Origin of the sequence: Streptomyces hokutonensis (genome assembly GCF_042751305.1) — a bacterium.
Taxonomy (GTDB): domain Bacteria; phylum Actinomycetota; class Actinomycetes; order Streptomycetales; family Streptomycetaceae; genus Streptomyces; species Streptomyces hokutonensis_A.
Genome location: NZ_JBHYWD010000014.1, coordinates 111,557 through 133,994, shown reverse-complemented (window position 1 = coordinate 133,994; position 22,438 = coordinate 111,557). Strand labels below are relative to the sequence as shown.

Sequence of the window (22,438 nt, the reverse complement as noted above, 5' to 3'; positions counted from 1 at the left end):
CGCCGCGGTGGCGGGGTGTCTCACTCTGAGCCGGTGTGCTGCGCGTGTGTTGGGGGGGCGTGTCGCGGCCCGGGGGGGGGGGGGGGGGGGGGCGCGCCCGCGGCGGCGGCCCCCCCCCCCCCCCCGGCGGAGTGCGGACGGTCAGAGACTGCCTGCGGGCGCCAGCCACTGGGTCGGCTGCCCGGTCACCGAGGCGATGGCCTCGAAGCCGTTGTCGTAGTGGAGCATGGTCAGCCCCTGGAGTTCGGCGGTCGCGGCGACGAGCAGGTCCACGGCGCCCGCGGACCGGTGGCGCCCCTTCTCGGTGAGTTCGCGTTGCACGTCCCAGGCGCGGGTCACGGCCCGGTCGTCCAGCGGGGTCCAGCAGAACAGCGCATCGAGGTCGTCGACCAGGGCGGCCCGGTCCTCCGCGTTCTTGGCGCTGTACAGGAACTCGACCTCGGTGAGCGGGCAGCGGGCGATCAGCCCCTCCTCCAGAGGCTTCTCCCACAGGGCGCGCGCGGGCCGCTTCAGGATGCGGACCAGGGCGCTGGTGTCGATGAGGTAGGCCGCCGCGCTCATCGCCGGTAGTTCTCCTTGTCCAGCAACAGGTCGAAGTCACCCGCGTCCGCGCGGGCCGCGAGCCGAGCCAGGGCGAGCGCGCGCTTCTTGCGTTCGACGCCCTCCTTGAGCGCGGCGGTGACCGTGTCCTTCTTGGTCTTGGTCCCGAACGCTATGGCCGCCTCGGCGAGCAGGTCTTCGTCGATGTCGATCAGCGTCTTGGTCATGGAGACCTCCTGGATATACGGACCGGGATCCAGTATTTCCACCGCGCTCCGATCAGCGGCTTCCCAGCTCGAACCAGGTCGCCTTCCCCCGGCCGGGCCCGTGCGCGCACACGCCCCAGGCGTCGGCGCCGTATGCGATGAGGTGCATGCCGCGGCCGTCCTCGTCGGTGGGGGTGGAGGTACGGCAGGTGGGGAGGCCCGGGGCCTCGCCGTGGACCAGGACCCGGAAGCTGTGGGGGTTGGACCAACCTGCGTAGAGGGTTACGGGGGTTAGGTTGCCGTCCAGCTTGCAGGCGTTGATGGCGTTGGTGACGGCTTCCGAGGTCAGCAGCAGGGCCGTGTCGGTGAGTTCGGGGCGGTGGGAGGTGGCGAGGAGGGTGCGGACCGTTTCACGGGCGGTGCGGACCCAGGCGGGGTGGGGCGGGAAGACGAGGGAGACGTCGATGGGGGGCGAGGGGTCGTCGTCGGCCATGGGGCTCCTTCAGCGTGGGGTGCGCTCACACGGTGACCAGGTCCGGGTCCTCCTTGCCAAGTGGCTTGAGGGCGGGGGTACTTCCGGGTGGCGCCGTTGTCTTCGACGGTAGGGAACCCGTTCCGAGAGTTGCAACCGTTTCCGTTCTCTTCACCCTCGCGAGTGACTACCGAACTACCTTGTGAACCCCGGGAGTTCGGCCGTGCAGACTGCCCGGAGGAGGTCACTCATGCCACCCAGGAACAACCCCAGCGAGCGTCAGCGGCGGCTCGGCCTGGAGCTCCGCAAACTGCGCAACCGCGCCGGGCTGTCCGGTGACCGGGCCGGCGAACTGCTCGACGCCGACCGCACCCGGATCAGCAACATCGAGGCGGGCCGCATCGACGTATCACGCAACCGCCTCTACAAGCTGCTGCGCGAATACGGCTGCCCGCCCGGCCCGTTGTTCGACGGGATCATGGCGATGGCCCAGGAGAGCGGCAAGGGGTGGTGGGACGAGTTCAACGACACGATCGGCCCGGCGGCCCGGAACCTCGCCGAGCTGGAATCCCGGTCGACAGTGCTGCGCACCCACAACCCCCTGGTGATCCCCGGCATGCTGCAGATCGACGAGTACGCCCGCGCGGTGCTGGCCGCCACCGAGTCGGCCCCTCAACACGCCGACCGATACGCCGAGTTCCGCCTGGCCCGCCAGCGCGTACTGACCGGCGACCCACCCGTCACCTACCGCGCCGTCATCCACGAATCCGCCCTCCACACACGGGTGGGCGGCCCGGCGGTCATGCGCAGGCAACTGGTGAGGCTGATGGAGGTCTCCAGACTGCCGAACGTGACGGTCCAGATCTACCCCTTCGAAGCCGGCGTCTACTCCGCGCACACCCGCTCCTTCGTCCTCTTCGGCGGCGGGGCCCCCGAACTGGACACGGTCTACCTGGAGCATCCGACGACCTCGCTCTTCCTGCGGGATGGAGAGCAACTCGACGAGTACGCCAAGATGTTCGAGCGACTCTCGGAGCTGGCGCTGGCGCCGGTCGACCCGGAATCGGCGCCGGAGTCGCACGAGTCACGCGACTCTCTGAGCCTGATCCAGCACGTCATGTACGCCCTCTGAGAGGACCCGCCATGCCCCACCTCGTCTGGCAGAAGTCGTCGTTCAGCACCGGCGGCGAGGGCGAGTGCGTGGAGCTGGCGGCAGCGACGACCGGCCCCCACGTCCACCTCCGCGAGAGCGACGATCCTGACCGCATAGCCACACTCCCGTCCCACACCCTCGCCGCCCTCCTCCACGCGGTGAAGTCCCTCCCGCCCTTGCCAAGCCGTAAATAAAGTGATTCATTCGCAACGCAAGTGAATGGATGCACATCAAGCGTGGGGAGGCGGCCGTGACGGTCACCTTGGGCCGGGAGCCGATCACCGTCGAACAGTTCGTCGCCGTCGCCCGCCACGGCGCCCACGTCGAGTTCGACGCGACCTACGTCGACCGAGTCCGCAAGTCCCGCGCACTGGTCGAACGCTTCCTCGCCGAGAACCGCCTCGTCTACGGCGTCACGACCGGCTTCGGCGACAACGTCACGGAGGTCATCGCCCCGGCGGACGCCGAGCAGTTGCAACGCAACATAGTCCGCTCACACGCAGTGTCCGTCGGCGAACCGCTCCCCACCGAGATAGTCCGAGCCATCGCACTCATGGAACTGGTCGGCCTCGGCGAGGGCTACTCCGGCATCCGCTTCGAAACCCTGGAACTGATCCGCCGCATGCTCAACGCCGGCGTCACCCCACACGTCCCCGGCGAGGGCTCAGTCGGCTACCTCGCCCCCGAGGCCCACATGGCCCTCGTACTCCTGGGCGAGGGCCGGGCATCCTACGACGGCCAACTCCTCCCCGGCGCCGAGGCGTTGGCCCGCATCGGAGAACAACCCACCCGCCTCGCCTGCAAGGAGGGCCTGTCGCTGACGAACGGCACGCACTCCGTCACCGCGATAGCCGTCCTCGCCGCCCACGACGCCGGCGTCGCGGCAACGACGGCCGACATAGCCGCGAGCCTGTCGGTACAGGCCCTCAAGGGCACGGTCCGCGCCTACGACGCCCGGCTCCAGGCCCGCAAACGGCACCCCGAGCAAGCCGCCGTAGCCGAGAACCTACGACGGCTCACCGCATCCAGCGCGATAAGCACCGAGTTCCTCGACCACCGCCTCCAGGACAGCCTCTCCCTGCGCGCCGTCCCGCAGATCCACGGCGGCGCGAAGCGGGCGCTCGCACAGGCGCGGGAGGTCATCGTCGAGGAGTTGCACTCCGTCGGCGACAACCCGGTCATCCACCCCGAGGGCGAGGACGGGGTCGCCCTGAGCGGGGCCAACTGCGACAGCACCTACGTCGGCATCCAGGCCGACACCATGGTCAACGCGATGACAGTCCTCGCCAAGATCTCCGAACGCCGCACCGACCGCATGATCAACAGCAACTTCAGCGAACTCCCCGCCTTCCTCGCACCGCAACCCGGCCTCAACAGCGGCTACATGATCGCCCAGTACACGGCCGCCGCCCTGACGATGGAGCTGCGCGCCATGGCCGTCCCCGCGTCCGCGGACACCATCACCACCTCCGCCAACCAGGAAGACGCCGTCAGCAACGCCTACTTGGCCGCCCTGAAGGCCTACCGCGCGGCCCGCAAACTCGCCTACGTCATCGCGATAGAGCTGATGTGCGCGACCCAGGCCCTCGACCTCCTCGCACCGCTCTCGCCCTCCCCGGCGGCAGAGGCCCTGCGGGCCAGGATCCGCGAGACCGTACCCACCGTCACCGAGGACCGCTTCTTCCACGCCGACATCGAGCACATCGCCGAACTGGTGCGGAACGGGGAGGCGTTGCGGGTGGTCGAAGGCGTGGTCGGCACGCTGCACCACTGAGGCCGGACATGGGTCACGGCGCGCGCAAGCCGGCGCCTTGCACCGACTACACCGCGACGAGCCGCACCCGATCCCCGCACAGCTTCGCCATGTCGTCGATGTCCGAGGCGAGCATGACCACTGGGCGGTGCTGTCGAAGCGCCATCTCGGCCACCACGGCGTCGATCGCGTACTTGTGACCGTGCAGACCGGCATTGACCAGCAGGGCTGACGCGGCCTTCGCCCCCTCGTCACCGACGGGCACGATACGCATGCCCGACAACACCCAGGCAAGCCGCGCCCGGTCCGTCCGCCGGTGAACCGACTCGACGATGGTGAGGGCACTGATGGCGACTTCCATGCCCCGCTTGCGCGCCTCGGCGACCAGAGCGACGACGGGTTCGTGATCACCGACGAACTTGGACAGCCCTTCGCAGTCCAGGACCAGGGTTCCCTCGTGACTTAGCTTGCGGTGGGCCACTGTCCCTCCTCGGCGAACACCTCGTCGAAGACACGGCGAGCCTGCTCCTGCTCCCGCTCTGAAACCGGCCCGTTGCGCTGCTCGTAGTCGGCCAGGTATTCATCCAGGATCTGACCACGCAACTCGCGTTCCACCGCCTCGGTGATGAACGCGGAGAACTCCCGCTTGCCGACTCGCTGCCGAATCGCCTCGGCCGTCCCTTCCGGGAGGGACAGGCTGACCCTGGTAGCGGGTCCTTCGCCGACGCCGTACGGAGTCTCACTCATGCAGCCAGATTATCAAACGAGTAGGAATCACGTGGCCCGCCGACCCACCCTTTTCACAGCCACCCCTCAGACCCCCCGCAGCAACCTCCCAGCCCCAAGTCGTCCAATCCCTGTGTACGGGGTGATCCGATCCCGGCGCGGACGGGAGGACGTCATGTTTTTCATCGTGTTGGTGCTGCTGGCCCTGATCGTCGGCGGCGCGGTCGCGTACGGCAAACGCCAGGCGGGCGGCGGGAGTTCGGGGTACGGAGCCGGGAACGCGCAGCAGGTATACGACGCCGATGCCGGCGCGGAGGCCACCCGGTGGGTGGAGCGGCTCGGCGGGAGTCTGTCCACGCTGGACGCGGGTGGGAACACCGCCGCCCGGCAGGCCCTCGCCGACGCCGCCGAGCGACTCCGTGCCGCCGAGGGCCAACTCGCCACCGCCTACTCCCCCATGCAGTACGGGCTGGTGACACAGACCGCCATCGAGGGGCTGCACCACATCCGAACGGCCCGTACCGCGTTGGGACTTGACCCGGGGCCCGAGTTGCCCGCGCAGGGTGCCGGCTGCCAGGTCACGGTCGGCGGACAGACGTACGCCGCGGCCGCGCAGCCCAGCACCAACACGCCGTACTACTACCCCGGCGGGGTAGTCAACGGCCGTTCCATGCCCGGCGGTTGGTACACCACCCCGTGGTGGAAGACCGCCCTCGTCGCGGGCGCCGCCGGAGTCGGCGGCATGCTGCTCGCGGACGCGCTCTTCGACGGTTTCCACCATCACGGGCCGGGCGGCGGCGGGATGTTCGGCGGCGGGCCCGGTGGACCGGGTGGGTTCGGAGGGTTCGGCGGGCCCGGGCCGTTCTGAGCTAGGGCCTGCGTGGCTCCCTTACTACCGCGACTCCGCCCGGCGGAACACTCACCGAGCCGCCCAACTCCCGCTCGTCTGTGAGAAGTTCAACCGCGTCCGCCTTGACCGCGACCTCCGCGCCCGTCCCCGCGTGGTCGATGAGGAACAGATAGTCCGCCTCCGCCCCGCGCCGCAGCACCGCCTCCACGCCCTCCGGCGTCGCCCGCACCGGCTTCACTCCCGCCTCGCGGCGGATGAGGTCCAGGAGCCCGGCGAGGGTCGTCGGGTCGGGGCGGGTGGCCAGGTACCAGGCCGTGCCCTCGCCGTACGCGTGCCGCGTCACCGCCGGGATTCCGGTCAACGGGCCCTCCGCGTACGACGTGATCGCCTCGGCGCCCGCCAGGGCGACCCGCTCCGACCACAGGGACGCTGTACCGCCGCCGCTGCTCAGCGCGAGCGACTCCCCGGGGAGCAGCGGGAACAGTTCGTCCGTCCGGACGCCCAGCACGTCTCTGAAGGCGCCTGGGTAACCCCCCAGCCGCACATGGCAGTTCTCGTCCACGGCCCCGCTGTGGAAGCCCACCGCCAGCGTGCCGCCGGACGACGCGAAGTCGGAGAGGTTGGCCGCGCCGGTGTCGTCCACCAGGTACAGGCTGGGGGCCAGGACCAGGCGGTACGGCGACAGGTCCGCGTCGGGGCGGACGAAGTCCACCGCTATGCCCGAGCGCCACAACGGCTCGTACCAGGAGCGGACTTGGTCCAGGTAGCGGACCTTCTCGCTGGGCTGGGACGGGAGTTCCAGGGCCCAGCGGGCGTTCCAGTCCCAGACCACCGCGACCGACGCCGTGCCCTTGCTGCCCTGCACCTCCGCCAACACCCGCAGATCCGCGCCCAGTTGGACCACGTCCTGCCAGATCGCGCTGTCCGTGCCCGCGTGCGGAAGCATCGCCGAGTGCCACTGTTCGGCGCCCGCCTTCGCCGCCCGCCACTGGAAGTAGGCGATACCGTCCGCGCCGTGCGCGACATGGGCGAGTGCGTTGCGCCTCAACTCCCCCGCCGACTTCGCCCTGTTGACCGGCTGCCAGTTCACCGCACCCGTGGAGTGCTCCATCAGCAGCCACGGACGGCCGCCCGCCAGCGAGCGGACCAGGTCGCCGCTCATCGCGATGTCGATCTCCGACTCGGGGTCGGTGGAGCGGAGGTAGTGGTCGTTCGAGACGACGTCCAACTCCGGTGCCCAGCGCCAGTAGTCCAGTGCGTCGAAGTTGAACATCACCATGAAGTTGGTGGTCGCGGGCAGCGAAGGAGCCGCCTCCCGCAGTACGTCCCGTTCCGCCTTGTACAGCGACAGGAGCGCGTCGCTGCAGAAGCGGCGCCAGTCCAGCTGGTGGGTGGGGTTGGGGACCGCGCCGGTCGCGCGCGGGGGCAGGACCTCCGCCCAGTCGTAGTACCACTGGCTCCAAAAGGCCGTGCCCCAGGCGTCGTTGAGCGCCGGCAGGCTGTCGCCGTACTTCGCGCGCAGCCACACCCGGAACGCCTCCGCGCTCTCGTCGCAGTAGCAGGCCGGGTTGTGGCAGCCGTACTCGTTGTGGATGTGCCACATCGCGACCGCGGGGTGGTCGGCGTAGCGCCGGGCCAGTTCGCCCGCGATGCGCAGGGCGGCCGTACGGTACGCGGGGCTGGACGGGCAGAACGTCTGGCGGCTGCCGTACGACAGTCTCCGGCCGTCCCGGTCCACCGGCAGCGCCTCGGGGTGGGCGCGGAAGAACCAGGCCGGGGGTGCCGCCGTCGGGGTCGCCAGGTCGGCGGCTATGCCGTTCTGTTGGAGCAGGGCCAGGACCTTGTCCAGGAGGGTGAAGTCGTACACGCCCTCGGCCGGTTCCAGCAGTGCCCACGAGAAGATGCCGATGCTGACCATGGTCACCCCGGCCTCGCGCATCAGGCGCATGTCCTCGGCCCAGACCTCCTCCGGCCACTGCTCGGGGTTGTAGTCGCCGCCGTATGCGATGGTCATCGTGCAACTCCTGTCAGCAGGCGGCGAGTTGTCGCCACGCCCCACTGGTCGAGCGACAGCAGGCGGTCGCTCGACGCCATCAGGCCGCCGGTGGCCTCCACGTGGGCCGCCCAGCGTTCGCGGGTCTCCACGGCCGGGCGGGCCATCAGGCAGTCGGGGTCGTTGGTCCAGAGGCGGCCGTGCTGCCACTGGCGGGCGAATCCCGTGAACTCGGCGGAGTCCTGGCCGGGTTGGGAGTGGTCGTCGGCCTCGGGGCGGCGGTGCGGGGCCGTGTCGGGGCTGATCCGCATCGCGTCGAAGAGGCCGAGGGAGGGGAGGATCGGCGCTCCGCAGCCCAGGAGGTAGGCGTCCGGGCCGATCGCCTCGCGGATCAGGGCGATCCCGGCCCGGTAGGCCTCGATGGCGTCGACTTCCTTGTGGCGTACGCCGTCCAGGGCGCCGGCGTAGAGGAAGTCGGCCTTGAAGTAGTCGTAGCCCTCGGTGCGGAGGGTGGCGTAGACCTCGGTCAGCCAGGCCGCCGCGCCGGGGTGGGTGGAGTCCAGGACGCAGAGGTCGTGGCCCCAGTTGCGGCCGGCGTGGGCGAAGCCGCCGGCCGGGTCGCGCACCAGCCACTCGGGACGCTCGGCGGCCAGGTCGCTCGCCGGGTCGACCAGGAAGGGGGCCGTCCAGATGCCCGCCCTGCGGCCGCGCGCGCGGATCGTGTCGGCGATGCCGGCCCGGGAGCGGAAGCGGCCGGAGAGCGTCAGCCAGTCGCCCAGCGCCTTCTGGTAGCCGTCGTCGATCTGGACGACGTCGATGGGCAGGTCGAGGGTGTCCATCGCGCGGAGGTTCTCGTGGATGTCGTCCTCGGTGACGGCGGTGAAGTACTCGTACCAGGAGCACCAGACCGTGGGCGCGGGGCGGGGGGACGGCAGGGCCAGGCTGTCGGCCCAGTCCCCCAGCACGGACTGGACGGTGGTGCCCGTCCACTCCTTCACCGGGCCGTCGGCGGCGAGCTCCGCCACCCCGTCCCGTACCGACAGCCGGATCGACGGGACCGATCCGGTGGGGTCGACCGCCGCCCACAGGCGGGCCGGTGAGCCGTCGCCGGGGTCGAGGGCGAGCAGACCCTCGCCCTGGAAGACATCGGCCGGGACGGTGGCGCCTGGGCGGTAGCACACCGTCGCCCAGTTGGCGTTGGCCGGCCGGTACGGGCGCGAACCGAGGGGGTAGGCGCCGCTCGGGCTCCAGGACTGCCAGCCCTCCTCGTGGACCCGGGCGGTGCGCGGATTCACGGGGACGGAGGCGAGCGCGGTGAAGGGGTGGTCGTGCACGGTGGTTCTCTTTCAACGGGAAGGGCCGAACCGGAGCGGCGTCAGCCCTTGTTGGCGCCCAGCGTGAGACCGCTGACGAACTGGCGCTGGAGCGCGAAGTACACGATCAGGGTCGGGATCGCGGTGAGCAGGGCGCCGGCCGCGACCAGGTTGGGGTCGGTGAAGTACTGGCCGGAGAGGTTGTTCAGGGCGGAGGTGATCGGCATGTTCTCGCCGGTCGAGATCAGCACGATCGCCCAGAAGAAGTCGTTGTAGATCCAGATGGAGAGCAGGGTGGCCAGGGCCGCCATCGCCGGCTTGCACAGCGGGAGCACGATCTGCCAGTACTGGCGCCACACGGACGCGCCGTCGACCAGGGCCGCCTCGGTCAGCTCGTGCGGCAGCATCCGCATGTAGTTGCTGAGGACGAACGCGCAGAAGCCGGACTGGAACGCCACATGGATGAGGACCAGGCCCAGCGCGGAGTCGTAGAGCTTGCCGCTCGTGGTGATGCCGGGCAGGTTGATCAGCAGGTAGAGGCGGTACAGCGGGGTGATGATGACCTGCTGCGGCAGCAGGTTGCCGGCCGTGAACACCAGCAGCAGGGCGATGTTGAAGCGGAAGTCGAAGCGGCTGACGTAGAACGCGACCATCGACGCCAGCAGCAGCGTGAGCAGCACGGCCGGGACCGCGATGATCAGTGTGTTGACGAAGTAGTGCGTCATGTCGGACTGCTGGAACGCGTTCTTGAAGTTGTCGAAGTTCAGCGTGTCCGGCCAGGAGACGTAACCCTTGTTGCTGGTCTCCGCGTACGGGCGCAGGGCCGCGTAGACCGCCCACAGCAGCGGGGCGAGCCAGGCCAGCGAGGTGACGACGAGGAACGTGTGCAGCAGGACCCGGGCGGGGCGGAGCGGGGTGCGCTGCTTCACGCCGAGTGCGGCGGTGGGGGTGGTCATGCGCGCCGCTCCTTCCGGAAGGTCGCGATCAGGTACGGGATGATGACCGCGAGGGAGATGACCAGCAGGACGACGGCGATCGCGGAGCCGTAACCGATCCGGCTGGACTCACCGATGATGTTGTTGGTGATCAGGATCGACAGCAGCTCGGTGCCCTGGGCGCCCTTGTTGAAGACGAAGACCAGGTCGAAGGCGCGCAGCGACTCGATGATCGTGACGACCAGGACGACCGTGTTGGTGGGGCGCAGGGTGGGGAAGATGACGTTCTTGAACGTCTGCCACTCGTTCGCGCCGTCCAGTGCGGAGGCCTCCCGCAGGGACGGGTCGACGCCCTTGAGGCCGGCCAGGTAGAGGATCATCATGTAGCCGGCGTGCCGCCAGGAGGCGGCGATCAGGACGGCCCACAGGTTGAGCTTGGGGTCGCCGATCCAGTCGATGTAGTGGCCGGGCTTGTTGGCCCCGATGAGGCTGTTGATCAGGCCGGTGTCGGGGTTGTAGATCAGCTGCCAGACGAAGCCGGTGACCGCCAGCGACATGACGACCGGCAGGAAGAACGCGGTCTGGTAGACGCGGCTGAAGCGGATCTTCTTGTCCAGCTGCACGGCCAGGAACAGGCCGAACGGCGTGGGCAGCAGGATGAGCACGACGAACCAGATGATGTTGTGCTCGAGGGCGGGCCAGAACTGCGGGTTGTCGTTGAACAACTGCTTGAAGTTGTCCAGCCCGACCCACTTGATCGAGTCGAAGCCGATGCCGTCCCAGCTGGTGAAGGCCAGGGCGATCGAGGCGAGGGCGGTGACCCAGACCAGGGCCACGTGCAGGACCGTCGGCACGCCCGCCATGAAGGCGAGCGTGATGCGGTCACGGCGGGTCAGCAGGCGCTTGGCGCCCTGCGGGACCCGCTTGTCGGCAGGCGCGGGGCCCGGAGGCGGAACGGCGTCCGCCTCCGGGCTCGTCGTAGTCGTCTCGGAGATCATGAGGAGGCGAAGATCGTCTTCTTCTGGCGCTCGATCGAGGACAGCAGACTGTCGACGCCCTTGGGGTTCTGGAGGAACTTCTGCAGTCCGGGCTGCATCACCGTCGAGGTGAAGTCCGGACGGGAGTCACGGTCCATGAACTGGGTGAGGGTCTTGGCGGCGCCGATCATGTCGAACGCCTTCTTCTGCAGCGGCGAGTACGCGGCGGTGGAGGCCTTGCTGGAGGCGGCGACCACGCTCGGGTCGGTCTTGAGGTACAGCTCCTCGGCCGCCGGGCTGCCCAGGTACTCCATGAGCTTGACGACACCGTCGTGGTTCTTCGGGGCCTTGCTGACCATGAAGCCGTCGGTGGGCGCCTCGACGGTGTCCTGGCCGTACGCGGAGTTGACCTCCGGGAAGGGGAAGAAGTCGAGGTCGTCGAGGTCGGCCTTGTTGGTGAACTGCTGCGCCACGAACGAGCCCAGCAGGTACATGCCGGACTTCTTCGACACGATGCCCTGCGCCGCGTCCTGCCAGGTGCGGCCCATGAAGCCCTCCTGGTGGTACGGCAGCAGCTCGGACCAGTGGTCGAAGACCGCCTTGACCTTGGGGTCGGTCCACGACTCGGTGCCCGCCATCAGCGCCTTGTGGAAGTCGTAGCCGTTGAGGCGGAAGTTGATCTGGTCGAAGGTGCCCATCGCCGGCCACTGGTCCTTGTCGCCGAAGGCGATCGGGACCAGTCCGTCCTTCTTCATCTGCTTGCAGAGCGCGACCAGCTGGTCCCAGGTGGTGGGGACGGTGTAGCCCTTCGCCGCGAAGACGCTCTTGCGGTAGAAGATCGCCCACGGGTACGTGGTCAGCGGCACGAAGTAGTACTTGCCGTCCTCGCCCTTGCTGAGCTTCTTCATCGCGTCGGGGAAGTTGTCCCCGATCTTCGCCCACACGTCGTCGATCGGGGTGGCGAGCTTCTTGGCCGCGAAGAACTGCATGCGGTACCCGGCGAACCAGTTGAACACGTCGTCCGGCGTGCCCTGGAGGTAGGAGTTGATCTGCTCCTGGAAGGTGTTGTGGTCCTTCGTGTTGACCTTGACGGTAATGCCGGAGGTCTTCTTGAAGTCCGCGTAGACGCTCGCGAACGCCTTCTTCGGCACGGCGTCGGACGCGTTGGACCCCAGCGTCACGGTCTTCGAGTCGGACGAACCGGTGCTGCTGCCACACGCGCTCAGCAGGGGGATACCGGCTCCGAGGACGGCGGCACCGCCTATGCCGCGCAGGACGGAACGGCGGCTCGCGGCGGGGAGGGAGAAGTCGGGCATGAACGGCTCCTGACGGACAGGGTTCGGCCGGAATGCGCCACGCCCCAGGTCGTCGTAACCGACCAGAAACCAACGCGACCAAACACGGTGGCGTAATAACAGTCCCATGTCTGGTCATGCGTCAACACCCGCCGCCTTCATTTGTCGAAACGTAATCGACACGCAGCAGCAAGAGAAGCGGACGTACAGCCAAGTGGCCATACGTCCGCTACGGGGCTACTGGGGCTCCGGGAGCCGCGAGAGGCTCCCGGGGCACATGGGGCGACTACTGCAAGGCGGAGAAGGCCTTGGAGAAGGCCGAGGGGGCCTGCACGACCGAACTGCAGGTCGCGTCGGCGGTGGGCCTGGCCCCGCCCGCGCACTGCTTGTCGCGGGTCGCGGACCACATCGAGATGCCGCCGAGCCCCTTCGTCTTGGCGAAAGCGACGAGCTGGGTCGCGTCGTCGACCTTGAAGACCTCCGATGACACGTCGTTCACACCGATCATCGGAGTGACAGAAACCGCTTTCCATGCAGCGCTTTCAGAGAGCCCGAGAACACTCTTGACTTGGGCCTGAGTCGCTGTAGCCGCTTGCTCTGAGTACGTTCCCATATCGCCGCTGTAGGCCGGTCCGTAATCCATCGCCATGATGTTGACCGTGCCGATTTTCACGCCGTTGGACTTGGCGTCGGAAAGCAGGTTCACACCGTCCTGGGTGAGCCCCTCGGGCATCACCGGGAGGGTGTAGGAAACGTCCAGATTCGGGTGCTGCTGCTGGAGCCTGGCTATCGCCTGGGCGCGGATCGTGTTCGCCGCCGCGTTGGGCAGCGCGCCGCCCTCGATGTCGAAGTCGACCTTGGTGAGGCCGTACGCGTCCACGACCTTGCCGTAGGCGCTCGCCAGCGCGCTCGCCGAACCGCACGTCGTCGCCAGCTCGGAGCCGGACGCGCCACCGAAGGAGACCCGTACGTCGCCGCCCTTGGCGCGCAGCGCGCCGATCTGGGAGGCCACGCCGTCGCTCGCGAGGTCGGTCACCCCGCCCCACTTCGGGGTGCAGCCGCCGCCGTCGGTGATGAAGGCGAGGTTGTAGTTCTTCACGCCGGTCGCGGTGACGTTGGCGAGGAGGTCGAACGCGGGGTAGAGGGAGGTGTCGACGTAGGGGGCGAAGCCGCCGGCGGCCGTGGTGCCGGTGCTCGTGGTCGGCGTCGGGGTGGGGGTGGGCGTGGCCGTCGGGGTCGGTGTGGACGTCGGCTTCACGGTCGGCGTGGGCGTCGGCGACGAGGTCGTCGGGCGGCCGGTCGGCTCGGGGGTCGCGGTGCCGTCGGCCGAGCACTTGGCGTTGTCGATGAGGCAACTCGTGGGCTGGCCCGTGCCGTTGACCACGAAGCCGACCGTGACCGACTCACCGGCCGTGAGCCCGTCCGTGTCCCACTTCGGCGGCTTCACGGTGACGTGCTGACCGCTCACGCTCGACTCGGCGTTCCACAGCGAGCTGAGCTTCGAGCCGGACGGCAGGTCGAACTCCAGCGTCCAGTCCGCCTTTCCGGCACCGGTGGTGTTGGTGACGACGTACTGCGCGGTGTACCCCGTCGACCACTCACTGGTTCTCGTGTACGCGGCGCCGACGCTCGCCGCCTGCGCGACGCCGGTCAGCAGGATCGCGCCGCCGCCGACCACCGCCGCGGCGACCGCTCCGCCGATCACCTTGTTTCTCTTGCTGATCCTGCGCCGGTGGGTGCTCATCGCGTGCCTGCCTTCGCCGTACGGGGGTGGGTGCGGCAGCACGCTAGCGATCCGGAATCGGGCAAAGTTCCTGTTCCGGGCGGGGGTCGGCGATCTTAGGGCGCGCTTAAGGAAGGGATCGGGAACGGTTAAAGGTAGAGACCAATCTGCCGCGCCGGCGCCGTCGTACGGCCCCTCGGTGCCCCTTGCGCTCCGGCTCCCGCCCGTCCAGCTGGATCCAGATCCGCACCTCAGTGCCGCCGAGCATCGAGGAGCCGATCCGGACGTCCCCGCCCGTCGACTCGGCGAGCCTGCGCACGATGTCCAGGCCGAGCCCGGTCGATCCGTCGCTGCCGGAGCCGCGCCCGCGGGTGATCGCCGCCTCGGGGTCGCGGATGCCGGAGCCCGCGTCCGAGACGAGCACGATCACCGCGTCCTCGCTGTTGTGCACGTCGACCGCGAAGGCCGTGCCCTCGGGCGTGTGCCGGAACACATTGCCCAGCAGGGCGTCCAGGGCGGCGGCCAGGTCGGCGCGGGCCACGGGTATCCGCACCGGCCGCTCCACCCCGGCCACCCGCACCTTGCGGCCCTCGTCCTCGGCGAGCGCGGACCAGAACCGCATCCGCTCGCGCACCACTTCGGCCGCGTCGCACCCGGCGCCGGGGCCGGCCGCCACGGTCTGCGGCTTGGCCTCGCGCGCGGTCCGGATGATGGTGTCGACCTCCCGCTCCAGCTGCGCGACGGCGGTCCGCGTCTGCTCGGCGGCCGGACCGTCCCCGAGCGAGGCCGCGTTGAGCCGCAGCACGGTGAGGGGCGTACGGAGGCGGTGCGACAAATCGGCCGCCAACTCCCTCTCGTTCGCGAGCAGTTGTACGACCTGGTCGGCCATGGAGTTGAACGCGACCGCAGCCAGCCGCAGTTCGGTCGGCCCCTCCTCCGGCACGCGTGCGCCCAGCTTCCCCTCCCCCAGTTCGTGCGCGCCCTCGACCAGGCGCTGCGCGGGCTGCACCATCCGTACGCCCAGCCGGTCGGCGACCGCGACGGAACCGACGATCAGCGCGATGCCGACCCCGGCGAGCACCGCCCAGGCCGTGCCGACGCCGTTGCTGACCTCGGACTCCGGGACGTAGACCTCGACGACGGATATCTCGCCGGAGCTGAGCGCGACCGGCTGGAGCAGGACGGAGCCGCCGGGCACCTCCGTGGTGGAGGCGCGGCCCAACTTCCTTACGGTCGCGATGTCCTTGTCGGCGGCGCGCTGCAGCCCGATGTCGAGGGCGGCCTTCCCCTCCCCCGCCGGTATGTGGACGGCCATCCCGGAATCCGCGCCCGCCGAGGCCACGACCTTCTCCAGCTGGTCCCGGTCGGTGGTGATGGACAGCGCGGGGGCGACGGCGGCGGCCTCCCGCTCGGCGTTCGAGAAGGCGCGGTCGCGGGCCATCTCCTTGATGACCAGGCCCAGCGGCACCGCGAAGGCGACGACGACCATGGCCGCGATCGCCAGACAGACCCTGACCAGTGCCCACCTCATCGCGGCGACTCCGCTCCCGGTGGCTCCAGCTTCACTCCGACACCCCGCAGGGTGTGCAGATAGCGCGGCCGGGCCGCCGTCTCCCCCAACTTCCGGCGCAGCCAGGACAGATGGACGTCGATCGTCTGGTCGTCGCCGTAGGACTGCTGCCAGACCTCGGCGAGGAGTTCCTTGCGCGGGACGACCACACCTGGCCGGCCGGCCAGGAAGGCGAGGAGGTCGAACTCACGGCGGGTGAGGTCGAGTCGGACGCCGTCCAGGTCGGCCTGGCGGCGCAGCGGGTCGACGGTCAGTCCGCCGACGCGGAGGACCGAGGACGGGGGCGTCTCACCGGTGGTGGCACGGGAGCGCCGTAGAACGGCGGACATGCGGGCGGAGAGATGGTCGACCGAGAAGGGCTTGGTGAGGTAGTCGTCCGCGCCCGCGTTGAGCAGCCGGACGATCTCGCTCTCGTCGTCCCGCGCGGTGGCGATGATCACGGGAACATCCGTGATCCCGCGCAGCATCTTCAGGGCCTCGGACCCGTCCAGGTCGGGCAGTCCGAGGTCCAGGATGACCACGTCGAAACGGAAATGGGCGACCTCGCGCAGCGCCTCAAGTGCCGTACCGACACTGCGCACCGTGTGTGCGGCGTCGGTCAGATGCCGGATGAGGGCCGAGCGCACGAACTGGTCGTCCTCGACCACGAGCACACTTGCCATGCGCCGCACCGTACGCCATGCGGGCGACCCGTATCCGGGCCTGTGGACAACTCCCGCCTGTGCACAAAGCGATGGCCGTCACCGCGACACCCGTGGGGCGCGTGAGGCAGTATGGCCGCGATGCCCAGAGGACTCGTCAACGGATTCATGCACGTGCTGGCCTGGTCGCTCGCCACCGGCGCGGCGGTCACGCTGTCCTGGTGGGGCGTCCACACGGTCATGACGGGCACGGCCTACGACCCACCGCGCGCCCTGCCGATCACGGCGGCCGGCGCGACCGCCCAGGAGGCGACACCGCCCGCCGAGCCGACGGTACGGGCCGAGGCGGCCCCGACCCCGTCCAGCCCCCCGACACCGACCCGCACCCCGAGTCCGACCCCCACGGAGACGGCGACGGCGAGCCCGTCCCCCTCCGCGTCCGCCACCGGCCAGGTCAAGAGCTACGACACCGACGGCGGGCGGGTGGTGCTCGAACTCGACACCGATCCGGCCTATGTGACGCTCGTGTCGGCCACGCCGGGTATGGGCTGGTCGATGCAGGTGTGGAAGACGGACTCGTGGCTCCGGGTGGAGTTCACCAAGGGCACGGGCAAGGTGTCGGTGATCTGCACGTGGCACGACGGGGCGCCGCGGGTCGATGTGGGCAACTACTAGACGTGCGTGACCGCTAGCGGAACACCGACGGCGGCGGTGCCGGTGAGGCGACCGCCGCCGCGTCCGTCACGGGTACGGCACCGCCCGTGAAGTCGGTGAGTTCGCGGCCGTGTTGGAGCCGGCCCGGGTGCGGGTCGGAGGCGGCGCGGCGGGTGAGTTCGGCGAGGGGCAGCGGGTGGTCGGAGGCGACGAGGACGGCGTTGCCGAACCGTTTGCCGCGCAGCACGGTCGGGTCGGCGATCAGCGCGAGTTCCGTGAACCGGGCGGCCACGGTGGCTATCTGGCCCCGCAGGTGGGTGAGCGGGGGGCCGTCGGCGAGGTTGGCGGCGTAGATCCCGCCGGGTCGGAGCGCGCGGCGCACCTCGTCGAGGAACTCGGTGGAGGTGAGGTGGGCGGGTGTCCGGGCGCCGCTGAAGACGTCCGCCACGACGAGGTCCGCCCAGCTCTCGGGGAGTTTCGCGAGTCCCGCGCGGGCGTCGGCGGAGCGCACCCTGATCCGCGCGTTCGGGTCCAACGGCAGTTCGCGGCGGACCAGTTGGACGAGTGCCGCGTCGAACTCGACGACCTGCTGGGTGGATCGGGGGCGGGTGGCGGCGACGTACCGGGCGAGCGTGAGGGCGCCGCCGCCGAGGTGCACGGCCTGGATCGGCTTGCCGGCCGGTGCGGCGAGGTCGATGACGTGGCCGAGGCGGCGCTGGTACTCGAAGGACAGATACGCCGGGTCGTCGAGGTCGACGTAGGACTGCGGCGCGCCGTCGATCAGCAGGGTCCAGGCCCGTGCGCGGTCCCGGTCGGGTATCAGCTCGGCGAGCCCGCCGTCGACGGCCTCGACGACGGCTTCGGCGGAGCCGGCACCACCTCGCCGGGTGTTCCTGGACTTTCCCATTGGCCCATTATCGGGGGGCGGGGGTGGTCCGGCGCGTCCGGCCTCAGCGCGTAGCGCTCACCGACAGCCGTCCGCCGCCTCGATCAACCGCGCCGCCTCGTCCAGCGCGGCCCGCAGCACCGCCGGGTCGGTCGCCAGGTCCGCTTCGCCGGGGGGCAGCAGCCAGTCGGAGCCCTCGACCGGGGGTTCGGGGTCGGGGGCGAGGCGCAGGCCACGGCCATGGGTCTCCGTACAGATGCTGCCCGGGACGTCCCAGGCCGCCGCCGTGCCCGGCGGGACCAGGAAGCCGAGGGTGTCGCCGCCGTCGTCGTGCAGCACGGGCCCGACCCCGTCGCCCGCGCCGCGTCGCAGGATGTCGACGGCCTCCAGGCCCTGCCGCGTCGGCACGGTCACCAGATCGCAGGCGGAGTCCGCGAACGGTGGCGCACTGCACTCCGCGCTCGGCATTCGAGGATCGACGCTCTGACTGGTCTCCATCCCGGTCTCCACCACGGAACCCCTCCTTGGACGAGCGGGTCGGGAGTCGGGTGGCTCCCGGATCCATGGAGTTCAACGCGTCGAGGCGTCAACGGCTACGGCACAAGTCCGCCGCAAAGGATGGCAGTTCATGGCAGATCCCGGATGAGATATCCGGTTTGTAGCCAAACCCTGCGTGGCGGGTCGTGCACAGCAGGTACGTTCTTGCCCGCTGGAAACAGGGCGTCACTCACACAAGTCACCCTGAATCCGGCATGGTTCGACGGTTCGCACGAGAGGACCTGGCCATGGCGTCGTCAATGGTGACCCCGCCCCAGTCCCCCCAACCACCGAGACCCAATCTCGCCTTCCGGCGGCTGCGCGGACAGCGCTCACCGGCGGAGTTCGCCGCGGCCGTACGCCGGTCCGCTCGCGAGATCGGCGAGCGGGTCAGCTGCGACGCGCGCTACGTCGGCCGCGTCGAGGCCGGTGAGATCCGTTGCCCCAACTACGCGTACGAACGGGTGTTCCTGCACATGTTCCCCGGCCGCACGCTCGCCGACCTCGGCTTCGCGCCCCGCTCGTCCGTGCGCGGACGTGGGGCGCGCACCGGCGAGGACACGCCCCCCGCACACTCCACGCGCCCGGACTACACCCCGGGCGAGACGGGTGGTCCGGATGAGACGCGAGGGGCGTACGAGCCGTATGACACACCGGACCCGTACGACACGCACGAGAACCACGAGAACCACGAGGAGAGCGACGTGCTGCGTCGCGCATTCATGAGGGGCGGCACCGTCACGGTGGCCGCCGGCACGCTGGGCCCCCTGGCGCTCACATTGGACGCCGTGGCAGCGGAACGTTCCGTCCGCCGTCCCGGTACGAGCGAGGCGGGCGCCCTGGAAGAGGCCGTCCGCAGAATCCGGCTGCTCGACGACCGGCACGGCGCCGACGGCCTCTACCGGCGCGCGGCGGCCCCGCTGCGCGCCGCCTACGCCCTGCTCGACGCGGGCACCACCCGGCAGTCCGTCGCCGAGCGACTGCACTCCGGAGCCGGCGAACTCGCCATCTCCGTGGGCTGGCTGGCCCACGACTCCGGCCGCTTCGACGACGCCCGCTCGCACTACGCGGAAGCCCTCGCCACGGCCCGGGTGACCGGCGACGCGGGCCTGGAGGCACACGCCTTCTGCAATACGGCGTTCCTCGCGCGGGACGCCGGACGCCCGCGCGAGGCCGTGCGCGCCGCACAGGCCGCGCAGCGCGTCGCCCGCCCCCTCGGCTCCGCCCGCCTGATGTCGCTGCTCGCGCTGCGCGAGGCGGGCGGCTGGGCGGGGCTCGCCGACCGCACCGGCTGCGAACAGGCGCTGGCCCGCGCGCAGGCCCTTTACGAGCGGGGCCGCTCGGAGGCCGACCCCGAGTGGATGAGCTTCTACGGAGAGGCCGAGTTGGAGGGGCTCGAGGCGCAGTGCTGGTCGACGCTGGGCGACTGGCCGCGGGCTTCTCGGCACGCTCGGCGTGCGGCCCAGCTTCAGGATCCGCACTTCACGCGGAACATCGCGCTGTACACGGCCGAGCTCGCCGACGATCTCGCGCGCGGGGGGCGGCCCGACGAGGCGGCGACTGCGGGGATGCGGGTGCTGGATCTTTTGGACCTGGTGCAGTCGTCGCGGATTCAGACGATGCTGGCGGGGACTGCACGGGTGCTGCTGCCTCATCGGCGGGCTTCGGGGGTTTCTACGTTTCTGGAGAGGCACTCCAGTCTGCCTCGGACGGCTGCGTAGTTTTTACCTGCGGCCGGTGGGGCTGGGCGCGCAGTTCCCCGCGCCCCTACGGGGCGACCATGTGACCCAAGTCGTTCCAGCTCTCTATCGCCGGTTCGCCGTAGGCCCACCCGAGGATCGACAACGACGTCGGGTTGAGGCGTATCCGGGACGCGAAGTCGATCGGCAGGTCCAGCCAGCGCGCGCCGATCGAGCGGAGGATGTGGCCGTGGGCGAAGACGAGGACGTCGCGGTCCTCGGCGCGGGCCCAGGCGACGACCTCGTCCGCGCGGGCGGTGACTTCCGCGAGGGTCTCCCCTTCGGGGACGCCGTCGCGCCAGATCAGCCAGCCGGGGCGTATGTCCTGGATCTCCTCCGGGGTCATGCCCTCGTAGGCGCCGTAGTCCCATTCCATGAGGGTGTCCCAGTCGGTGGCGCGGTCGCCGAAGCCGGCGAGTTCGCAGGTCTCACGCGCGCGTGCCAGCGGGCTGGTGCGCACCTCGACCCCGGGGAGGCCGTCCAGCGGGGCACGGTGCAGTCGCTCGCCGAGCACCTTGGCGCCGCGCCGGCCCTCTTCGAGGAGCGGGACGTCGGTCCTGCCGGTGTGCTTCCCGGACAGCGACCAAGCCGTCTGTCCGTGCCGGGCCAGCAGGATGCGCGGTGCCATGGGGGACCTTTCCGGGATATGTCCAGAGGCGGGTCACTCCATCATCCCGCACCCTGGAAAAGGGCAACCCGGGGGGCGATCTCTGCGTCTTTGAGGTCCGGGGGCGCCCGAAACGGGGCGCGCACATACGCCGTAAAGTGTCCCGACCGAGCAACCGGGAAGCCGGAGCACCGGGCACCGCACCAGGACAGAAGGGGGAGGGCGATCGGATGCCGCAGACCGAGACACCAGGCATCGAGGCGGACCGGCGAAGCCGGCTGCGCTGGTGGACCGAGCTGCCGCTGATCCTCATGGTGTACGCCTCGTACTCGGCGGGCCGCCTGCTGGCCAGGGGCGACACGGCAAGTGCCGTCGACCACGGGCTGGCGATCCTGCGCATCGAGAAGTTCCTGCACATCAACGCCGAGCACCCGCTCAACCGGCTCTTCACGCGCGAGTCCTGGCTAGGCGTACCGGCCGACTTCTGGTACGCGTCGCTGCACTACCTGATCACGCCCGCGATCCTGATCTGGCTGTTCCGTTCACGTGCACAGGTCTACCGCGCGGCCCGCACCTGGCTGATGACGTCCACGTTCATCGGCCTGATCGGCTTCACCCTGCTCCCGACCTGCCCGCCCCGGCTCCTCTCCCCGGACTACGGCTTCGTGGACACGATGGCCAAGTACAGCTCGTACGGCTGGTGGGGCGGCGACGCGAGCGCGCCGCGGGGCCTGGGCGGGATGACCAACCAGTACGCGGCGATGCCGAGCCTGCACTGCGGCTGGGCGCTGTGGTGCGGAGTGATGCTGTGGCGCTACGGCGGCACACGGCTCACGAAGGTCCTCGGTGTCGCCTATCCGCTGCTCACGGCGATCGTGGTCATGGGCACCGCCAACCACTACCTCCTCGACGCGGTCGCGGGTGTGGTCGTGATGGGGCTCGGGTTCCTGCTGGCGCCGCAGGTCATGAAGGCCGCGGACCGGATCAGGACGCGGTTCGAGGGGCGCGGCTCACTCGTCGCGGCCCGCTCCCGTGACGCCGCACCGGGCGCCTCTCTCGGCTCAGAAACCTCAATTGTCAGTGGCGGATGCCAGACTTCCCCGGGTGAGCGAATTCCACGGCAGCGCGAGTCACAGCTCGGTACCGGAGCCGAGCCGGGTGCCTCCCCCACGGACGCGGGGGACGGCGCTCCGGCACCGGCTCGCTGAGCTGCGCGGCCCCGACGTCCCGGCCAAGGCGCTGGACGCCCGCGCCCTCGCGGCCCTGGCCGCGAACCCGGGCTGCGAGCGGCGGGCGATCCTGGACGGCGCGGGGGTGAACAAGGCGGTGCTGGCCGACGCGCTCGGCTCGCCTTCCGCCTTCGGGCAGTCCCAGTTCGCCTTCATGCGGGGCAACGCGTTCGAGGCCCGGGTGAAGGCGGACGGCGGCGCGGAGCTGCTGCGGCTGGTGCACGAGAAGCTGGACCCGGGCGCCGAACCGCCGACCCGCGCGCGGGTGCCCGAGCTGACGGCCGTCGGCCCCGAGGGACGCGCGGCGCGTACGGCGCTGGCGCTGCGCGAGGCGACCGAGGCCGCCGCCTGGACGCTGCTCGACCATCCGATGCTCGCCCTGGACGTGGCGGGCTCCCCGGCCTTCCTGGAGCCGGACGCGGTGGTCGTGCACCCGGACGGCAGCTGGACGGTCGTGGAGATCAAGTCCTTCCCGATGCTGGACGGTTCGGCGGACCCGGCGAAGGTCGGCGCTGCGGCCCGCCAGTCGGCGGTGTACGTGCTGGCACTGGAGGAGGTCGCCGCGCGCCTCGGCGCGGAGCCGGAGGGGCGCGCCGGTGTCGAGGGGGTGAGCGCGCGGAGGCCCGAAGGGTCGAGCAC

At 70.2% G+C, this 22,438-nt stretch carries 23 protein-coding genes and 1 pseudogene; 8 read left to right on the top strand and 16 right to left on the bottom strand.

The annotated features are described in order from the left end of the window. Positions 1-141: 141 nt before the first annotated feature. From ACFXC1_RS32425 to ACFXC1_RS32415, 3 genes are read right to left on the bottom strand one after another with little or no spacing between them, the layout of a single operon-like run. Positions 142-561, bottom strand: a complete 420-nt coding sequence (locus ACFXC1_RS32425) for a PIN domain nuclease (RefSeq protein WP_381249344.1) — start codon at positions 559-561, stop codon at positions 142-144. Continuing rightward, a complete protein-coding gene (locus ACFXC1_RS32420; RefSeq protein ID WP_381249341.1) occupies positions 558-767 on the bottom strand; it encodes a type II toxin-antitoxin system VapB family antitoxin in 210 nt (69 codons plus the stop codon). The genes ACFXC1_RS32425 and ACFXC1_RS32420 overlap by 4 nt, the downstream gene beginning before the upstream one ends. 52 nt (positions 768-819) lie before the next feature. After that, positions 820-1,239 (bottom strand): ATP-binding protein, encoded by a 420-nt coding sequence (locus ACFXC1_RS32415; protein ID WP_381249338.1) that lies wholly within the window; start codon positions 1,237-1,239, stop codon positions 820-822. A 229-nt stretch (positions 1,240-1,468) separates the two neighbouring features. Here ACFXC1_RS32415 and ACFXC1_RS32410 point away from each other — a divergent pair, with 229 nt between their 5' ends. Genes ACFXC1_RS32410 through ACFXC1_RS32400 form a run of 3 tightly spaced genes read left to right on the top strand, consistent with a single transcriptional unit; the run spans position 1,469 to position 4,145 of the window. Further along, the gene (locus tag ACFXC1_RS32410; RefSeq protein ID WP_381249335.1) at positions 1,469-2,350 is read left to right on the top strand and encodes a helix-turn-helix domain-containing protein; all 882 of its coding nucleotides are present in this window, start codon (positions 1,469-1,471) and stop codon (positions 2,348-2,350) included. An 11-nt stretch (positions 2,351-2,361) separates the two neighbouring features. After that, entirely contained in the window at positions 2,362-2,565 is a 204-nt protein-coding gene (locus ACFXC1_RS32405) for a DUF397 domain-containing protein (protein ID WP_381249332.1), read from the top strand. A gap of 56 nt (positions 2,566-2,621) precedes the next feature. Further along, on the top strand, positions 2,622-4,145 hold the full coding sequence (locus ACFXC1_RS32400; protein ID WP_381249330.1) for an HAL/PAL/TAL family ammonia-lyase: 1,524 nt from the start codon (positions 2,622-2,624) through the stop codon (positions 4,143-4,145). A gap of 46 nt (positions 4,146-4,191) precedes the next feature. Here ACFXC1_RS32400 and ACFXC1_RS32395 read toward each other — a convergent pair whose 3' ends face one another. Beyond that, on the bottom strand, positions 4,192-4,605 hold the full coding sequence (locus ACFXC1_RS32395; protein WP_381249327.1) for a DNA-binding protein: 414 nt from the start codon (positions 4,603-4,605) through the stop codon (positions 4,192-4,194). After that, the gene (locus tag ACFXC1_RS32390; RefSeq protein ID WP_381249325.1) at positions 4,587-4,871 is read right to left on the bottom strand and encodes a hypothetical protein; all 285 of its coding nucleotides are present in this window, start codon (positions 4,869-4,871) and stop codon (positions 4,587-4,589) included. The genes ACFXC1_RS32395 and ACFXC1_RS32390 overlap by 19 nt, the downstream gene beginning before the upstream one ends. Before the next feature lie 154 nt (positions 4,872-5,025). Between ACFXC1_RS32390 and ACFXC1_RS32385 the strand changes: the two genes are divergently transcribed. After that, complete coding sequence (locus ACFXC1_RS32385) at positions 5,026-5,718, top strand: hypothetical protein (RefSeq protein WP_381249323.1); 693 nt, start codon at positions 5,026-5,028, stop codon at positions 5,716-5,718. A 1-nt stretch (position 5,719) separates the two neighbouring features. Here ACFXC1_RS32385 and ACFXC1_RS32380 read toward each other — a convergent pair whose 3' ends face one another. The 8 genes from ACFXC1_RS32380 to ACFXC1_RS32345 all read right to left on the bottom strand — a co-directional run bounded on the left by ACFXC1_RS32380 (position 5,720) and on the right by ACFXC1_RS32345 (position 16,168). Next, a complete protein-coding gene (locus ACFXC1_RS32380; protein WP_381249320.1) occupies positions 5,720-7,714 on the bottom strand; it encodes a beta-galactosidase in 1,995 nt (664 codons plus the stop codon). After that, a complete protein-coding gene (locus ACFXC1_RS32375) occupies positions 7,711-9,027 on the bottom strand; it encodes a glycoside hydrolase family 36 protein (RefSeq protein WP_381249317.1) in 1,317 nt (438 codons plus the stop codon). Before ACFXC1_RS32375 ends, ACFXC1_RS32380 begins: the two co-directional genes overlap by 4 nt. A gap of 41 nt (positions 9,028-9,068) precedes the next feature. Further along, positions 9,069-9,962 (bottom strand): carbohydrate ABC transporter permease, encoded by an 894-nt coding sequence (locus ACFXC1_RS32370; RefSeq protein WP_381249315.1) that lies wholly within the window; start codon positions 9,960-9,962, stop codon positions 9,069-9,071. Further along, a complete protein-coding gene (locus tag ACFXC1_RS32365) occupies positions 9,959-10,939 on the bottom strand; it encodes a carbohydrate ABC transporter permease (protein WP_381249312.1) in 981 nt (326 codons plus the stop codon). Before ACFXC1_RS32365 ends, ACFXC1_RS32370 begins: the two co-directional genes overlap by 4 nt. After that, a complete protein-coding gene (locus tag ACFXC1_RS32360) occupies positions 10,936-12,234 on the bottom strand; it encodes an ABC transporter substrate-binding protein (RefSeq protein ID WP_381249310.1) in 1,299 nt (432 codons plus the stop codon). Before ACFXC1_RS32360 ends, ACFXC1_RS32365 begins: the two co-directional genes overlap by 4 nt. Positions 12,235-12,499: 265 nt before the next feature. Further along, positions 12,500-13,957, bottom strand: coding sequence for a glycoside hydrolase family 18 protein (locus ACFXC1_RS32355; RefSeq protein ID WP_381249307.1), 1,458 nt, complete (start codon positions 13,955-13,957; stop codon positions 12,500-12,502). 106 nt (positions 13,958-14,063) lie between these two features. Beyond that, positions 14,064-15,467 carry a sensor histidine kinase gene (locus tag ACFXC1_RS32350; protein WP_381249304.1) on the bottom strand — a complete coding sequence of 468 codons (1,404 nt, stop codon included), beginning with the start codon at positions 15,465-15,467 and terminating at the stop codon, positions 14,064-14,066. Continuing rightward, positions 15,464-16,168, bottom strand: a complete 705-nt coding sequence (locus ACFXC1_RS32345) for a response regulator transcription factor (RefSeq protein WP_381249301.1) — start codon at positions 16,166-16,168, stop codon at positions 15,464-15,466. Before ACFXC1_RS32345 ends, ACFXC1_RS32350 begins: the two co-directional genes overlap by 4 nt. 111 nt (positions 16,169-16,279) lie before the next feature. Between ACFXC1_RS32345 and ACFXC1_RS32340 the strand changes: the two genes are divergently transcribed. Next, positions 16,280-16,822, top strand: coding sequence for a hypothetical protein (locus ACFXC1_RS32340; protein WP_381249298.1), 543 nt, complete (start codon positions 16,280-16,282; stop codon positions 16,820-16,822). A gap of 13 nt (positions 16,823-16,835) precedes the next feature. Here the strand turns inward: ACFXC1_RS32340 and ACFXC1_RS32335 are convergent, their stop codons facing one another. Continuing rightward, positions 16,836-17,708 (bottom strand): spermidine synthase, encoded by an 873-nt coding sequence (locus ACFXC1_RS32335; protein WP_381249296.1) that lies wholly within the window; start codon positions 17,706-17,708, stop codon positions 16,836-16,838. Between the two features lie 57 nt (positions 17,709-17,765). After that, positions 17,766-18,200 carry a hypothetical protein gene (locus ACFXC1_RS32330; protein WP_381249293.1) on the bottom strand — a complete coding sequence of 145 codons (435 nt, stop codon included), beginning with the start codon at positions 18,198-18,200 and terminating at the stop codon, positions 17,766-17,768. 272 nt (positions 18,201-18,472) lie between these two features. Between ACFXC1_RS32330 and ACFXC1_RS32325 the strand changes: the two genes are divergently transcribed. Next, positions 18,473-19,945, top strand: a complete 1,473-nt coding sequence (locus ACFXC1_RS32325) for a hypothetical protein (protein ID WP_381249291.1) — start codon at positions 18,473-18,475, stop codon at positions 19,943-19,945. 46 nt (positions 19,946-19,991) lie between these two features. Here the strand turns inward: ACFXC1_RS32325 and ACFXC1_RS32320 are convergent, their stop codons facing one another. Continuing rightward, positions 19,992-20,591 (bottom strand): histidine phosphatase family protein, encoded by a 600-nt coding sequence (locus ACFXC1_RS32320; protein ID WP_381249288.1) that lies wholly within the window; start codon positions 20,589-20,591, stop codon positions 19,992-19,994. A 209-nt stretch (positions 20,592-20,800) separates the two neighbouring features. On the opposite strand from ACFXC1_RS32320, the gene ACFXC1_RS32315 reads away from it, so the two are divergent. Both ACFXC1_RS32315 and ACFXC1_RS32310 read left to right on the top strand, forming a co-directional pair. Next, complete coding sequence (locus ACFXC1_RS32315; RefSeq protein ID WP_381249285.1) at positions 20,801-21,778, top strand: phosphatase PAP2 family protein; 978 nt, start codon at positions 20,801-20,803, stop codon at positions 21,776-21,778. Continuing rightward, positions 21,729-22,438, top strand: a pseudogene (locus tag ACFXC1_RS32310) (hypothetical protein); the annotation flags it as partial. The gene ACFXC1_RS32315 and the pseudogene ACFXC1_RS32310, both read left to right, overlap by 50 nt.

Excerpts from the sequence above, each read along its gene's own strand:
- ACFXC1_RS32425 (WP_381249344.1), bottom strand. The coding sequence starts at position 561 with ATGAGCGCGGCGGCCTACCTCATCGACACCAGCGCCCTGGTCCGCATC.
- ACFXC1_RS32420 (WP_381249341.1), bottom strand. The coding sequence starts at position 767 with ATGACCAAGACGCTGATCGACATCGACGAAGACCTGCTCGCCGAGGCG.
- ACFXC1_RS32415 (WP_381249338.1), bottom strand. The coding sequence starts at position 1,239 with ATGGCCGACGACGACCCCTCGCCCCCCATCGACGTCTCCCTCGTCTTC.
- ACFXC1_RS32410 (WP_381249335.1), top strand. The coding sequence starts at position 1,469 with ATGCCACCCAGGAACAACCCCAGCGAGCGTCAGCGGCGGCTCGGCCTG.
- ACFXC1_RS32405 (WP_381249332.1), top strand. The coding sequence starts at position 2,362 with ATGCCCCACCTCGTCTGGCAGAAGTCGTCGTTCAGCACCGGCGGCGAG.
- ACFXC1_RS32390 (WP_381249325.1), bottom strand. The coding sequence starts at position 4,871 with ATGAGTGAGACTCCGTACGGCGTCGGCGAAGGACCCGCTACCAGGGTC.
- ACFXC1_RS32385 (WP_381249323.1), top strand. The coding sequence starts at position 5,026 with ATGTTTTTCATCGTGTTGGTGCTGCTGGCCCTGATCGTCGGCGGCGCG.
- ACFXC1_RS32380 (WP_381249320.1), bottom strand. The coding sequence starts at position 7,714 with ATGACCATCGCATACGGCGGCGACTACAACCCCGAGCAGTGGCCGGAG.
- ACFXC1_RS32370 (WP_381249315.1), bottom strand. The coding sequence starts at position 9,962 with ATGACCACCCCCACCGCCGCACTCGGCGTGAAGCAGCGCACCCCGCTC.
- ACFXC1_RS32365 (WP_381249312.1), bottom strand. The coding sequence starts at position 10,939 with ATGATCTCCGAGACGACTACGACGAGCCCGGAGGCGGACGCCGTTCCG.
- ACFXC1_RS32360 (WP_381249310.1), bottom strand. The coding sequence starts at position 12,234 with ATGCCCGACTTCTCCCTCCCCGCCGCGAGCCGCCGTTCCGTCCTGCGC.
- ACFXC1_RS32355 (WP_381249307.1), bottom strand. The coding sequence starts at position 13,957 with ATGAGCACCCACCGGCGCAGGATCAGCAAGAGAAACAAGGTGATCGGC.
- ACFXC1_RS32350 (WP_381249304.1), bottom strand. The coding sequence starts at position 15,467 with ATGAGGTGGGCACTGGTCAGGGTCTGTCTGGCGATCGCGGCCATGGTC.
- ACFXC1_RS32345 (WP_381249301.1), bottom strand. The coding sequence starts at position 16,168 with ATGGCAAGTGTGCTCGTGGTCGAGGACGACCAGTTCGTGCGCTCGGCC.
- ACFXC1_RS32340 (WP_381249298.1), top strand. The coding sequence starts at position 16,280 with ATGGCCGCGATGCCCAGAGGACTCGTCAACGGATTCATGCACGTGCTG.
- ACFXC1_RS32335 (WP_381249296.1), bottom strand. The coding sequence starts at position 17,708 with ATGGGAAAGTCCAGGAACACCCGGCGAGGTGGTGCCGGCTCCGCCGAA.
- ACFXC1_RS32325 (WP_381249291.1), top strand. The coding sequence starts at position 18,473 with ATGGCGTCGTCAATGGTGACCCCGCCCCAGTCCCCCCAACCACCGAGA.
- ACFXC1_RS32320 (WP_381249288.1), bottom strand. The coding sequence starts at position 20,591 with ATGGCACCGCGCATCCTGCTGGCCCGGCACGGACAGACGGCTTGGTCG.
- ACFXC1_RS32315 (WP_381249285.1), top strand. The coding sequence starts at position 20,801 with ATGCCGCAGACCGAGACACCAGGCATCGAGGCGGACCGGCGAAGCCGG.